Source organism: Paenibacillus sp. JNUCC-31, assembly GCF_014844075.1.
Classification (GTDB): domain Bacteria; phylum Bacillota; class Bacilli; order Paenibacillales; family Paenibacillaceae; genus Paenibacillus.
The window spans coordinates 6,464,791-6,479,318 of sequence record NZ_CP062165.1 but is presented as its reverse complement, the minus strand read 5'-3'; the positions used below and the strand labels follow the sequence as shown (position 1 = coordinate 6,479,318).

Annotated in this window: 10 protein-coding genes; 2 read left to right on the top strand and 8 right to left on the bottom strand. The window is 46.2% G+C overall.

Annotated elements, in window-relative coordinates:
- Positions 1-5: 5 nt before the first annotated feature.
- The 8 genes from JNUCC31_RS28640 to JNUCC31_RS28605 form a co-directional block, all read right to left on the bottom strand.
- Positions 6-1,697 (bottom strand): glycoside hydrolase family 13 protein, encoded by a 1,692-nt coding sequence (locus tag JNUCC31_RS28640; RefSeq protein WP_192266724.1) that lies wholly within the window; start codon positions 1,695-1,697, stop codon positions 6-8.
- A gap of 128 nt (positions 1,698-1,825) precedes the next feature.
- On the bottom strand, positions 1,826-2,290 hold the full coding sequence (locus JNUCC31_RS28635; RefSeq protein ID WP_192266723.1) for a VanZ family protein: 465 nt from the start codon (positions 2,288-2,290) through the stop codon (positions 1,826-1,828).
- A 275-nt stretch (positions 2,291-2,565) separates the two neighbouring features.
- The gene (locus tag JNUCC31_RS28630; RefSeq protein ID WP_192266722.1) at positions 2,566-4,998 is read right to left on the bottom strand and encodes a glycogen/starch/alpha-glucan phosphorylase; all 2,433 of its coding nucleotides are present in this window, start codon (positions 4,996-4,998) and stop codon (positions 2,566-2,568) included.
- A 398-nt stretch (positions 4,999-5,396) separates the two neighbouring features.
- Entirely contained in the window at positions 5,397-6,500 is a 1,104-nt protein-coding gene (gene glgD / locus JNUCC31_RS28625; protein ID WP_192266721.1) for a glucose-1-phosphate adenylyltransferase subunit GlgD, read from the bottom strand.
- Between the two features lie 27 nt (positions 6,501-6,527).
- Positions 6,528-7,697, bottom strand: coding sequence for a glucose-1-phosphate adenylyltransferase (locus JNUCC31_RS28620; protein ID WP_323374402.1), 1,170 nt, complete (start codon positions 7,695-7,697; stop codon positions 6,528-6,530).
- A gap of 491 nt (positions 7,698-8,188) precedes the next feature.
- Positions 8,189-9,340 carry an iron-containing alcohol dehydrogenase gene (locus tag JNUCC31_RS28615; RefSeq protein ID WP_192266719.1) on the bottom strand — a complete coding sequence of 384 codons (1,152 nt, stop codon included), beginning with the start codon at positions 9,338-9,340 and terminating at the stop codon, positions 8,189-8,191.
- A 539-nt stretch (positions 9,341-9,879) separates the two neighbouring features.
- Positions 9,880-10,740 carry a GNAT family N-acetyltransferase gene (locus JNUCC31_RS28610; RefSeq protein WP_192266718.1) on the bottom strand — a complete coding sequence of 287 codons (861 nt, stop codon included), beginning with the start codon at positions 10,738-10,740 and terminating at the stop codon, positions 9,880-9,882.
- Positions 10,741-10,871: 131 nt separating this feature from the next.
- Positions 10,872-12,566 (bottom strand): M3 family oligoendopeptidase, encoded by a 1,695-nt coding sequence (locus tag JNUCC31_RS28605; RefSeq protein WP_192266717.1) that lies wholly within the window; start codon positions 12,564-12,566, stop codon positions 10,872-10,874.
- Between the two features lie 771 nt (positions 12,567-13,337).
- Here JNUCC31_RS28605 and JNUCC31_RS28600 point away from each other — a divergent pair.
- On the top strand, positions 13,338-14,078 hold the full coding sequence (locus JNUCC31_RS28600; RefSeq protein WP_192266716.1) for a hypothetical protein: 741 nt from the start codon (positions 13,338-13,340) through the stop codon (positions 14,076-14,078).
- Positions 14,079-14,221: 143 nt separating this feature from the next.
- Complete coding sequence (locus tag JNUCC31_RS28595; protein WP_062324587.1) at positions 14,222-14,434, top strand: cation:proton antiporter regulatory subunit; 213 nt, start codon at positions 14,222-14,224, stop codon at positions 14,432-14,434.
- The last annotated feature ends 94 nt before the right edge of the window (positions 14,435-14,528 follow it).

The window sequence follows — 14,528 nt, the reverse complement described above, 5'->3', positions numbered from 1 at the left end:
CGCTCTTACTGACGCATTTGATAAACCCTTGCTTCATAAGGCTGAAGAAGAATTGCGCCCTCATCAGTGGAATAACGTTTGCTTACGTTGCTAATGAGCAGCTTGGCCTGTTTCGAGCTCCATCCTTCCGGCCATTGCATCTCGGGCTCATGCTCACGAAAGTTCATTATAACCAGCATTTGTTCATCGTCCAACGTACGGGTATAAACATAGATGTCAGGATCATCCGGCAAAAGCAGCTCATAGGCCCCGTAGATGAGTACTTTATGTTGTTTGCGAAGTGCAATCAGTTTGCGGTAATAATGCAGAATGGACTGGGGATCACGTTCGGCATCAGCCACATTAATCTCAGTATAATTCTCGTTCACCTGAATCCAAGGCTCACCCTCGGTAAATCCTGCATGTTTCGTATCATCCCACTGCATCGGCGTACGGGCATTATCACGACTCTTACGCCAAATCGCCTGCATCACTTCAGGTTTTGAACGCCCCTGACCAATGTGCTGTCGATAATAATTCATCGTCTCAATATCCCGATAATCCTCAATATTAGGAAAAGCAACATTGGTCATGCCAATCTCTTCCCCTTGGTAAATGTACGGTGTGCCTTCCAGGGTGAGCATCCAGGTAGCCAGCATCTGGGCAGAGCGAACTCTGTACTTGCCATCATCACCGAAGCGGGATACCGGACGCGGTTGATCATGATTGCCCATATAGTTGGCATTCCAGCCCCTGCCATGCAGCACGGTTTGCCAGCGGCTCATGATTTCTTTCAGCTCAGGAAGCTTCCACTCCCGATAGTTCCATTTGCCGATTCCAGCGGATTTGGCATCCACAAACATATGCTCAAACTGGAACACCATGTTCAGCTCATTCCGATCTGTCCCAACATAGGCCAGCGCCTGCTCGGGGCCAAGTCCTGAAGTCTCTCCAACCGTCATTGGACCATATGGCTTCAGGATCAAATTGTTCAGTTTGCTCAGGATGGAATGTACCTGCTCCAGGTTGGAAAAAAGCTGGTACGCCGGAACGACAGGCAAATTGTCCGGATTGTGAGCACTCGGCAGCCCCTCCGCCTTGGCGATATGCGCTACCGCATCGAGTCGGAAACCATCAACACCTTTTTGCAGCCACCAATGTACCATCTCATACATCTCTTCAGCCATCTGTGAATTGTTCCAGTTGAGATCCGGCTGATGCTCGGAATACAAATGCATATAATATTCATTCGTTTCTGGATCATGTTTCCATACGGAGCCCCCGAAGTAAGATTCCCAGTTGTTTGGAACCTGACCGTTCTTGCCTGAACGCCAAATGTAGTAATCCCGTTTTGGATTCACCAGCGATGATCGTGATTCGACAAACCATGGATGTTCATCGGACGTATGATTCAAAACCAGATCCATCATGATCTTGAGACCCCGCTTGTGTGCCTCGTCGAGCAGACGGTCGAAATCCTCCATTGTGCCATACTTGCGTAAAATAGCGTAGTAATCCCGGATGTCATACCCGTTATCATGTCCGGGGGAATCATAGATCGGACAGATCCAGATGACATCCACACCCAGTTGACTCAAATAATCAAGTTTGTCATATATGCCTTGCAAGTCACCCTGACCATCCCCATCCGAATCTTTGAAGCTGTTGGGGTAAATCTGATACACTACACTCTCTTTCCACCAGACGATATTGCCCACCTCGCTTTCATCACATTACACCTTACTATATTACCCGTTAATATGTTTTATCCGAAAAGGTCCCCTTATAAACACACGGAATCAAGACGGAACACAAAAAAGGCCCTCTATTAACCGCCCATCGCAGTCTAATATCGAGCCTCTCTCTGTGAGTACTTGAACTTGAGTAAAGTAAACGCTATGTACCCCATCCAGGCTCCCAGCGTATTTAAAATAATGTCATCGACATCAAACGAACCAACACGAGTAATGAATTGTGTGAACTCGACTGCAAACAGAAGCACAACGACTGTGCCTGTGAATGTGAAAAACTTTCGGCATCGGCGAAATAACCAGGGTATCCATATGCCAAGCGGAATAAACAAGACAATATTGCCAAACAGATTCTTCACCCAGGATTCTGTATGATATCGATACCTTTCAAAAAGAAGCGGCTTGATTGTCTCCAAGGGTACCAAATTATATTGATAGTTCATGCCAGGCGTTCTACCACTGACGAAGAGCAAGTTGCCCATGAACAGCATATATAGTGCCGCCATACAGGCGACAATGGCCAGGACCCATCTGGAGCGCAGCCACGATCCTTTATTCATATATTGAAATCCTCCGACCTTTATTTCCGCCGAGCGGTAAGGTCTATTTTATAGGGATATAGATCTTTATGTCCAGCTGTTCAGGCTTGGATCCCCCTACATATTTCTCCTCGAAATACGGTTTCTCCCTTCGTTCATCGTTCCTTTGTACATGTCCCTATATGCAAAAAAACCTTGCGCAACAAGGACAAATCTCCGCTTGAAGGATTGTTAACTTCGCAGAAATTATCCCTGTGCACAAGGCAATTTTGTTTTATAAATCAATCAAAAGAGTTCTAGCCCTTCCAGTTTCCGGACACCGGATGAATGCCCCAGATATCTGTTGCATATTCACTGATAGTGCGATCACTGGAGAAAATACCGGAATGAGCCGTATTCAGTACAGCCTTACGCGTCCATCCCGGTATATCACGATAAGCCAAATCGATGGCAGCATGGGCATCCGCATAGCCAGCAAAGTCACGTAACACAAAGTATTCGTCACCATGAGCCAGCAAGGAATCATAGATGTCCCAGAATTCACCATCACGCTCACAGAACGCTCCCGGATGTACCAGTTGCTCTACTACCTCGCGAATCCGTTCATCCTGCTGCACAATCTCACTCGGCCGATAACTGCCGGAGCGGTAATAATCCATTACTTCGTCTGCGCTCAGACCAAAGATGAACATATTGTCCTGACCGACCTGCTCAGCCATCTCCACATTCGCGCCATCCATTGTACCTATGGTTAACGCACCGTTCATCATGAACTTCATGTTACCCGTACCTGAGGCTTCCTTGCCTGCAGTTGAAATCTGTTCGCTGACGTCTGCGGCCGGAATAATTTTCTCGGCAAGAGAGACTGAATAGTTTTCCAGGAAAAATACCTGCAGGCGATCTTTCACGGCCGCATCGCGATTCACCCTATCTGCCACCGTGTTAATCAGCTTGATGATTTTCTTGGCAAAATAATAACTCGGCGCCGCCTTTGCTCCAAAAATGAACGTGCGTGGCACGATATCAAACGAAGCGTCGCTTTTGAGTCGGTTATACAGATGCATGACATGCAGAATGTTGAGCAACTGCCGTTTGTAGCCATGCAGCCTTTTCACCTGTACGTCAAAAATGGAGTCCGGGTTGACGGCTGTTCCGGTATGATCCAGGATATACGCAGCCAGCCGCTCTTTATTGTGGCGTTTGATGGAATGGAATTGCTGCTGGAATGAAGCATCATCCGCAGCACCTACCAGCTCATTCAGTCTGCCCGGCTCCGTAATCCAATCCCTTCCAATCGTATCTGTAATCAGATTTGACAGCTTCGGGTTGGCATGCATCAGCCAGCGGCGATGAGTGATGCCATTGGTTTTGTTATTAAAGCGTTCCGGATAGAGCGCATAGAACGGTGCCATTTCCCGTTCTTTCAATATTTCAGTATGCAATGCCGCGACACCATTCACGCTATGACTGCCCACAATAGCCAGATTCGCCATCCGCACCTGATCGTATGCAATAATCGCCAGATGCTGAATTCGATCCGGGTCTCCGGGATAACGCTCGAGCAGCATGCCGCAGAATCGTTTGTTGATCTCTTCAATAATCATGTAAATGCGTGGCAGCAGCTTGCTGATCATGGCTACAGGCCACTTTTCAAGCGCCTCGCTTAACGTTGTATGGTTGGTATAGGATACGGTGCGGGTTGTGATATCCCAAGCTTCATCCCATCCGTATCCTTTGACATCAATCAGAATCCGCATCAGTTCGGGAATGACCAGTGTTGGGTGCGTATCATTGATATGAAACGCTACCTTATCCGGCAATCGATCATAGGGGAGCTCTAGTTTATTAAATGTACGCAAAGCACTCTGTACGCCAGCAGAACACATAAAGTATTGCTGTTTCAGACGGAGCAGCTTGCCCTCGTATTGGGAATCATCCGGGTACAAGAACTCTGAGATCGATTCTACGGAACGACCGTAATCCAGATATCCGTAATAGTTTGAGGGGGTATCCAGCGAGGTCCCCCGCTTGGGCTCCGCGCTCCACAATCGCAATGTGTTCACATGCGGCTGACCATAACCAATAACAGGCACATCATAAGGCACAGCTACAACCGATTCGGCATCCTTTGTGACAAATTGGTACTGTCCATCCTGTTCATAGGCCTCAACATGGCCCCAGAATTGCACTTCCACCTTTTTTTCCGGACGGCGCACTTCCCATTCATTACCCTTATCAAGCCAATTATCGGGTAATTCCACCTGATTGCCGTTGATAATTTTTTGCTCAAACAAACCATATTTATATCGAATACCGCACCCATGTCCCGCGTAACCCAGGGATGCCAATGAATCCAGAAAACAGGCTGCGAGTCGTCCCAGACCTCCGTTACCGAGACCTGCATCCGCCTCCTGTTCCTCCACTTCTTCCAAAGAGAAGCCCAATTCAGCCAGACTTTCACGAACGAGTTCCAATTCATTCACATTCAGCAGATTGTTGCCGAGCAGACGTCCAATCAGGAATTCCAGCGAGAAGTAATAAACCTGTTTATCCTGGCGCTGCTTAAATCCCTGATTCGACGTCGCCCAATCCTGACCCGCATATTCGCGGATCATGCTACCAAGTACGTGATAGACATCTTCCTGCGTAGCCTCTTCAAGTGGTTTGCCTAATTTGCTAACCAGATTCCGCCTAAAAATACTCTTGAACGTTTCCTTGTTGTCAAACAAAAGAAGGTTCCTCCCGGTGAAATCCTGTAGGATCGTGGCGGTTCATACTTGTTTCCTACACATGAGTGCTACAACTTTCAAAGCTGCACTTCCAGCTAAGAGCCCGTTCCGGTTACGAATCGTTCTTCCGATCGCTGTTGTCTCCAAATTTCCTCGATTAACCTTTTACAAGGTTGAAATTTGAAGACAGCATATGCTTTCGAAGTAGCTTTCTTGCAGAAAGCTTTTAGGCGAACGCTGACGCTTCTTCAGAATCGATTTCGTCCCCTTCACTACGTTTGCACGTATGAGGAGCTTGAGCAGTGGCAGCCCATGCTTAGAACATGTACAAACCTTAAATCCATCCTACAGGATTTTTATTTTATATATTTATAGATGATATCGGTTAAGGGTCGATATTAGATAATAGTACTCTTCGCCAGAATATACGGGTTCGATGGATCGCCAATCAGCGTCTGGCCACCGCTCAGTTTCACATCCTTGTCGAGAATGACATTTTCAAGGACGGCGCCCTCTCCGATGTAGCACTTTTGCATGATGATGGAGCCCTTGATTTTGGCGCCTTTTTCCACAGTCACACCCCGGAAGAGGATACTATCTTCCACTTCTCCGCCCACGATGCAGCCGTTCGCAAGCAGGGAATGTTTCACCTCGGCGGTGTCCAGATATTTGGCCGGGGCTTCGTACTTGATCTTGGTCTGAACAGGCTGTTCCTTGAACAATTGTTCATACAGTCCCGTATTCAGCAGTTCAAGGCTGTTGCGGTAATAGCTGTCGACCGAATTGATTACAGCATGATAACCATCGTAGGCATATGCAGCAATGTTCAACCCATCCGGGTTTTTCTGAATCACATCACGGAAGAAATGGCTTTCCCCATGATCGATGCAGCGCTGTACCTGGCGCAGGAACAGTTCTTTTTCCATGATGAAAATTTCTGTATATATATTCGGGTGATCGGCACTTTGGTGAATGTCCACCACATTACCGCTCCCGTCATCTTCAACTTTGACACAGGCGTCATGTTCAGGCAGCAGTTGATCCACTTTTTTGCAGACCAGTGTTACATCCGCTCCCTTGCTTATATGGTACCTGTACACGTCTTGCAAATCCGCTTTGGTCACGTGCCGACTTCCCGCATGAACGACATATTGTCCGGAACCCCGGCGGAAAAAATCGAGATTATTGTGAAAATGCTGCAGGTCCCCCTGGGACGTATCCGTCGGATCATTCCAGTCCGGTGGCAAAATAAACATGCCCCCATGCTTGCGATCCAAATCCCATGGCTTGCCGTCTCCCAGATGATCCATAAGTGAACGGTACTTGCGACGGACAAATACACCGATACTTTCAATGCCAGCATTCATCATATTGGATAATACAAAATCAATCAGACGGTAACGCCCGGCATAAGGCACCGCGGCTCCGCAGCGAAAGTACGTCAATTCCTTTAATTCTTCAAGCTCATGGTCAAGGTTAATAACTCCGATCAATGGTTTCATCGCATGCACCGTCCTTTGGGGTTTAGATTAGGCTTTGCTTGTCATTCCCTCATGAAGCTGACGTTCCAGTTCTTCCTGATCGACCAGTAATATATCACTTTCATCCTCAGGGGCGGGTGACAGATGTACTCCATCCGGGATCACCAATCCTTCGGCAATAATAGCTTTGTGAATGCGTACATTTTGTCCGATCTTCACTTTTGGCATGATTACTGAATCGGTTACGGAACTGTTCTCCCCTACCTCGATTCCGTAGAACAACACCGAATGCTTAACCTCGCCATGTACAACACTGCCTTCACTGATGATGCAATTCCGCACCTTCGCTGATGGTGAAATATATTGCGCAGGCTGATTCGGATTTCGGGTGTAAATACGCCAGTCCGGGTCGTTCAGATTAAACGGCGTATCCTCATCCAGCAGGTCCATATTGGATTCCCACAGACTGCGGATCGTACCGACGTCCTTCCAATAGCCTTCAAACGGATAAGCATATAATGATTTTTCATTTTCAAGCAGCAAGGGAATGATGTCTTTGCCAAAATCATAGGAGGTGGATGCCTGCTGTTCGTCCTGAATCAGGAAGCGTTTCAGCACATCCCACTTGAATAGATAGATACCCATGGAAGCGAGTGTGCTCTTGGGTTCAGGAGGTTTTTCTTCGAATTCATAGATGCGATAATCATCGTGGGTGTTGAGCAACCCGAACCGGCTGGCTTCTTCCAGCGGAACGTCAATGACCGATATGGTGCAATCTGCATCCTTTTCTTTATGGTATTGAAGCATTTTCTCGTAATCCATTTTATAGATATGATCCCCTGACAAAATGAGCACATGCTCAGGATCGAATTGTTCAATAAAATTCAGGTTACGGTAGATTGCATCCGCCGTGCCTCGATACCAGTTACTGCCGTCTTCACGTTCATGAGGAGGAAGTACATATACACCGCCATTTTTGCGATCCAGATCCCAATCACTGCCAATGCCGATATAGGAGTGTAGCACCAGAGGTTCGTACTGAGTTAACACACCGACTGTGTCGATGCCTGAATTGGAGCAATTGCTAAGAGGAAAATCTATGATACGGTAGGTACCGCCAAAATAAACAGCGGGCTTGGCCAGTGATTTCGTCAATCCCTTTAACCGTTTGCCTTGCCCTCCAGCGAGCAACATCGCTACAACTTCCTTTTTTGCCATCATTACAGCCTCCTCCATGTGCATTCGTTCTAATTCATTTCAGAGCCCATAATCCGATATGCTGTTGTGTGAACACTTTTGTGTTGATTAGGAGCATGCTGTACAGACTTGTTTCATCGAAATTGCAGCCGAACGTCATTCATTGTCATGTCTGAAAGTAGATGATACGTGCAGAATTGCCCGAACTTTTCGTGCAGAGGTGAATAGGTGGATGTAGAAAATTAAGGCGCACCCCGTGAAAAATGCAATACACAATTCCTATATAACATTAAACACGAAACGGGTTGAGGAATCTTGCTGGAAAACTTCGACAAAAGTTTAAGTGGAACCCACTCCCTTCTTCATGCCGCTGTTATTAAATATTGTATTCGATAATAGGCCTTCAAAATCCTTTTGTTTTAACCCTAATCATTAAATGGAAAAATAAGCGATTAAATTGCTCGTTAGATGTTCACAGAAAAAAGCCGAGATTGCTCCCGGCCAAAGAATATCTATATAATTTTACGGAACAGCTCCATCACTTCATCTTTGGATGGCTGATAGGGATTGCCTGGTGTACAGGCATCTTTCATGGCGTTATCCGCCAGCAACTCAACATCAGGATCTTTCACACCCAATTCAGACAGCTTCTCAGGAATACCAACTTCCTTGGAAAGCTGACGAATGGCTTCAATTACATATTCGGAGCACTCCTTATCACTTCTGCCCTTCACGTTCATACCAATCGCTTTGGCAATATGCCGGAATTTACCGGGTACATGTCTGGCATTCATTTCTTCTACATAAGGAAGAAGCATCGCGTTACATACCCCATGCGGCAAATCATAGACCCCGCCAAGTTGGTGAGCCATCGCATGGACATACCCCAAACCCGCATTATTAAAAGCAATTCCACCAAGGAAACATGCATAGGTCATATGCTCTCTTGCTTCCAGATCACTTCCATCCTTGACGGCTCTGGGCAAGTATTCAAAGATCAATTCCACGGCAGCAGCCGCTGTCGCACTTGTCACAGTAAACCCGCCAGGCGTCACCATCGCTTCCACCGCATGGGTCAAAGCATCCATGCCTGTGGCCGCAGTTAGACTCGCAGGCTTGCTCAGCATCAGTTCCGGATCATTCACCGACAGGTCAACAAGACTGTTTCGATCCACCATCACCATTTTCACCTTGCGTTCCTCATCTGTAATCACGTAGTTCATGGTCACCTCACTTGATGTGCCCGCCGTTGTGTTAATCGCAACAAGTGGCACGGACTTGTGTTTCGATTGGTGCAATCCTTCATAATCACGGATATGTCCACCATTAGTTGCCACAATGCCAATGCCTTTGGCAGCATCCTGAGGTGAACCTCCGCCTATCGATATAATGGCGTCACAGCCATGATCCTGAAATACTTGAAGTCCGTCATGTACGTTCTGACAGGTTGGATTGGGCTGAACCTCATCATATACCACATAGTCTAACCCTGATTTTCTTAGTATAGACAGCACTTGTTCAGCAACGCCGGAAGAAATCAATCGACGATCGCTTACAACTAGCGCTTTGCGAATCCCCATGTCCTGAATCATCTTGCCTGCTTCCTGCAAACATCCTCTACCCATCAAGTTCACGGGCGGAACATAATAAGCATGTGTTGCCATTTGAACCAGCCTCCTGTAACCCCTGATTTACTATCTTTATTGTACCTGAATCCGTTTTCAGATATAGTGAAATAAATCACAATGGAGTTGATAAATGTTTCATTGGGACGGATTTACCCAACGATTATGACTCCTTTTCACCGACTCGCTTATCTGTGCGTAAATTAAACAAGACAAGTTGATCTGGGATTCACAAATCGAATCGAAAAAAGGGCTGTCCCTGGTCATTCTCATGACTTCCGGGACAGCCCCTGCAGATCTTCAGCGTCTCGAGATCGTTTAACGAACCTGGCACGCGTTATTCGGAACATTTTCATGACGCCGCTGGTTTAACGAATCGCAGACACGCTATTTGCTCAATTTGCCTATCCTATGGCAGGTTACCAGCGGAATAACGCGTCTGGAGTTCATTAGCCTTATCATCCCGCGCTATTCCCTGCTATAAGATGACATCGATTCGTTAGCGTCTGGACAACGCACCGGAACCAAGGAGAGAACAACAATCGGGAAGCCTCGCCTCGTTATTCCCTTTTACAATATCATTTACAATCCAGAAGCTCCTGAATCGGCATATAATTGACGGGATAGGCTCTGCCTTGTTCAAAACCAAGCTTACCCGCAATCACAATGGAATCATGACGGAAATCCTCTGTCGTCCAATGTGGAGTACCACCCTTTTCCAGTACCAATTGGATATAAGTGCTTGCCATAGCGGTAGCCAGGCCCTTGCCACGATGTATTGGATCGTAGGTATGAATGCCTGTTTCATGGTGAGTGCCACTAACAAACACTGAGATACATGTAGCTACGACTTTTCCTTGATGAACCATGCAAGTGCCTGCTCCGTATTGGATGAAGTCGTCCACCGAATGCCAAAACTTCAAAATTTCTTTCTGAATAATACCATTTCTGTCCACCTCTATTGTAGCTCGGTCGATGACATGAAGATGATATTCAGAAGGAACGAACAGAGAGCCGGTACTTCGTTCCAGCCACTTTTCATACTTCGCAAGATTGAATTGAAAAGGAACTCGCAACCCTTCGCGCAGACGTCCATTGAACATGTGATGCAGGACTGGAGACCAGTCCGAGCCTGGCTCAGGATAAACCTCAAGATTCAGCATGCCTTCGCCAGCATCTAACGCTTCAGGTAAAAGCTCCTGAACAAGCACTTCTCTGACACGCCTGTTGAACTGATCATTATCGGAACTTCCGATCAGATAAAACATTTCGTTTTGTGCCCAGATCAGTGCGCTTGCCGGAGCTTGAAGCCGGTCTGCATAGACACGTCCGCATTGAAGTCCTGCAAGCACACCACCCATGACCACATGCCCGTTAGTTCCCGAGATAAAGGGTGCCAATTGTTTCCTTTGGGAAAGTTGATGCAGTAAAACCAACATGGTATAACCTCACATTCTTTGTACAGGGTAGGTAAATGAATACATTCAAATCCGCCCTGCCTCAGAATGCGGTAACATCAGGTGTATTCCTCGCTCCCCTTCACCTCTTCGACCTTTAATTTATTTTTGGCTTATAGCGCCTTATCGTCTACTCCGTCCAGCCATGCTTCGATATCGCCGATGACAGAGGACACGCAGCCGTCTTCAAACGGAGAATTCAGACCTGCCAGTTCGACCAATCCCGTGAAGGACAAGCTTCCACCGGCTTTGCACAATGCCAGATAGTCAGCCCATGCAGACTTCATATCCTGATTGCTGCGTTTCCAGAACTGGAATGCACAGATTTGTGCAAGCGTATAGTCAATATAATAGAATGGCGAGGAGAAAATATGACCCTGTTTATGCCAGAATCCGCCCTGCTCCAGATAGGCGTTATCCTTGTAGTTGATGTGTGGCAGATACGTCTTCTCAATGTTGCGCCATGCCTGCTTGCGTTCCGCTGGTGTTGCATCCGGGTTGGCATAGACGAAATGCTGGAATTCATCGACTGCTACACCGTAAGGAATAAAGAGCAGCCCGGAAGACAGGTGATCAAACTTGTATTTGTCCGTGTCTTCCTTGAAGAACAATTCCATCCACGGCCATGTGAAGAACTCCATACTCATGGAATGGATCTCCGCGGATTCATACGTAGGCCAGTTATACTCAGGCACTGCAAAGTCACGGCTCTCATATACCTGGAAAGCATGGCCTGCTTCATGAGTTAATACATCGATATCGCCGGATGTACCGTTGAAGTTGGAGAAAATAAAAGGCACTTTGTAATCATTCAGGAAGGTGCAATACCCTCCGCCCTGCTTGCCTTTTTTGCTCACCAGATCCATCAGTTCATTGTCGGTCATCATCTGGAAAAACGTATCCGTTTCCGGTGACAATTCAGCGTACATTTTTTTACCATTGTCAATAATCCACTCCGCGTCACCCTTCGGTGTCGGGTTACCCGTTTTGAAGCTGAAACCCTGATCGTAATAATAGAGGGTATCCACATCAATCCGGCTGCGTTGACGTTCTCTAAGCTTCGTTGCTACAGGCACGATATAATCACGAACTTGTGCTCTGAAATTCGATACCATCTCTGCGTTATAATCCGTACGGTTCATGCGATCATAACCAAGTTCAACGTATGAAGGATATCCCAGCTTCTTCGCGATTTGTGTACGCACTTTAACCAGCTCGTCGTAAATACGATCGAATTCGGCCTCATGTTCAGCCATGAACGTATATCTTGCTTCTGAGGCGCGCTCCCGCATGGAGCGATCCGTGGACAACTCAAAAGGATGCAGCTGCGGCAACGTGCGTTCTTCACCTTCAAACGGAATTTTGGCCGAAGCAATGAGCTGGTTGTATTCCGTGGAAAGTTTGTTCTCTTTCTGAAGGTCCTCGATAATTTCAGGGCTGAATGTTTTCAGGGACAGATCCGCCAGCTGGAACAGCTGTGAACCCCATTTTTGTTCCAGTTCAGCACGGAATTTGGAGTTCACCAAAGCCCGATAATAATCGGTGATGTATTCTTGAATGATCGGGGAGCTTTCATCCAAAAATTCGTTTTCTGTCTTGTAAAATGTATCATTGGTGTCAATGGAATGACGGATGTAAACCAATTGTGCCTGCGTCTCAAAATCACTGCGCAAAGCGTTAATTTTATCCATGTAACCGCTTTGCTCTTCAACTGTAGCCGCATCTTCAAAACCACTCAGAAGCTGACGAAATGACGTTTTGATATGTTCCAGATCGGGACGTGTATACGTATACTCACTAAATTTCATTTATGTACACCCTTTCCTGTTAGGCATATTTCGGGATTCCCCGAGTTGAACTAAACCCTATTATACAAAAGAGCAGCCTAAAAATCCCAACTTTACGAAAAATATTTGTCCATCGGTCAAATGGAGCCAACATTGCTCGTTACATTTGTTACGTAATAATGTTAGATACAACATGCAAGTAAAAAGATGCTGCATCAGCAGGGAACGGGTTTCCCTCCAAGCAGCATCTCACTGGATCAGAATCAGTTGTATTCGTGATCAATAAAGCAGCTACTGCACATTTCACGTACCCATTGGAGTAATTAATCTGGCCACTGCCTTTGGTAATTTCGGTTCCATTTTTTTTTTGGAAGCTCTATACAAATAAGCTCGCCTCGCATCTATCGCGAAGCCAGCTTATAGGCTTGTCTTTTCACGTTTCTTTTCAATACACCCTAATGTTGATCGTTGTCCATAATCTTGTAGAACCAGCCCATTCCGACCATTCCCACAACCATGATGATAGCCATAATAATAATATATGTCATGAATGTAACCCCCCTGCTCCGTATTTCTTCACACTACTACCAGTTTACACGGTGAAGCCCCTTTTGAATTGACTGAACATTGACAAAAATACGAAATCTTCAAATTTACACTACAAATTGTGTCCATAATCATAGCATAAGATTCATCCGCTCTTGAATGAGCAAAGTTTCATCCGTCATACTTAGGGTGTATACTATACTTCTATGAAATGGAATTGGATTATACGCAGAAAGGTTGAACTGAATGTCGACTCGAATACCCTATTATCGTCAGCTATTACTTGCCATTTTACTAACTGTTATGCTGTCCATACTTTCCGCCTGCGCAGATGGAGAGGCCCATGTTACGGTTAATATGGACGGATCATCCGATCTGGATCTGAATCTCAGCGTAACCGACTCGGCTCTGGGCAAGATTGGACAAGATAATCTCATGACCCTGCTTGCAGATACGTTACAACGTAACCATTTCCAGGCCGAAGTCTTGGATCAGGGCGACCGGAAGCAGCTGAAAGCAACAACCCATTATGAGAAAAGTAACACGGTCTCTACCTTTAGCACGCTGGATTTACCCGATGGAATTCAAGTGGAGCAGTCGACTACACCCGGCTTCTTCACATCCAAATTGCATATTGCAGCGGAAGCAGACCTGATGGAAACCATACCTGATGGCGAGGTCAAGGACCAGATTAACAATGTGCCTCGTTTTCTCAAAAACCTGTTACTCAAAGATGTAAACTTTGACTTCAAGCTGACCCTGCCGATCAAAGCGCAGGATTCTAACGCAGATCTGGTCGAAGATCATGGAAAAACGCTAATTTGGCACGTCTCCCCAATGAATCCGAATAAACTGAATTTGACCGTACAGGTCCCGAATATTCGGAACATCATTATTACGGGGGGCATTGCCTTGGCGCTGATCATTGCATTACTTATCTGGTTCATCGTCCGTCGCAGACGAACCTTACAGGGTCGGAATATATAACTATCCACAGCTCAACAAGTTTGGATAAGAGAACTGCTCTTTCTTTTCCGACTTGCCAAATGGTGTAATGGATAGTAGAATACATCCGTACTGTGTGAACGGTTAAATTTAATTATGGAAAAGCTAAAGAGGTGACAGGTTTCATGAATATCCGGGAATGCCCATTGCCTGGTATCGGAGTAAAGTACCAGTTTGATACAAAAAGCGGTAATCAACTGGTCATTATTGTGCATGAAGACGGACGTCGGGAACTATTTTCCGTGGACCCGAGTGATAACGAAGAACTCACTCTGATTGCAGAACTGGAAGATGACGAGTGTGTAACCCTTTCGGGGTTAATTGGTGGATGGTCCTGACATCTGTCAGGGTCAAATACGAATGGTATGTCAAAATAACCTGCCCCTGAATTCCATGGACAGGTTATTTTTTATTGATACGTTGGCGCATAAA

Coding starts and splice junctions, on each gene's coding strand:
- JNUCC31_RS28635 (WP_192266723.1), bottom strand. CDS start 2,290: ATGAATAAAGGATCGTGGCTGCGCTCCAGATGGGTCCTGGCCATTGTC.
- glgD (WP_192266721.1), bottom strand. CDS start 6,500: ATGAAACCATTGATCGGAGTTATTAACCTTGACCATGAGCTTGAAGAA.
- JNUCC31_RS28620 (WP_323374402.1), bottom strand. CDS start 7,697: ATGGCAAAAAAGGAAGTTGTAGCGATGTTGCTCGCTGGAGGGCAAGGC.
- JNUCC31_RS28615 (WP_192266719.1), bottom strand. CDS start 9,340: ATGGCAACACATGCTTATTATGTTCCGCCCGTGAACTTGATGGGTAGA.
- JNUCC31_RS28610 (WP_192266718.1), bottom strand. CDS start 10,740: ATGTTGGTTTTACTGCATCAACTTTCCCAAAGGAAACAATTGGCACCC.
- JNUCC31_RS28605 (WP_192266717.1), bottom strand. CDS start 12,566: ATGAAATTTAGTGAGTATACGTATACACGTCCCGATCTGGAACATATC.
- JNUCC31_RS28600 (WP_192266716.1), top strand. CDS start 13,338: ATGTCGACTCGAATACCCTATTATCGTCAGCTATTACTTGCCATTTTA.
- JNUCC31_RS28595 (WP_062324587.1), top strand. CDS start 14,222: ATGAATATCCGGGAATGCCCATTGCCTGGTATCGGAGTAAAGTACCAG.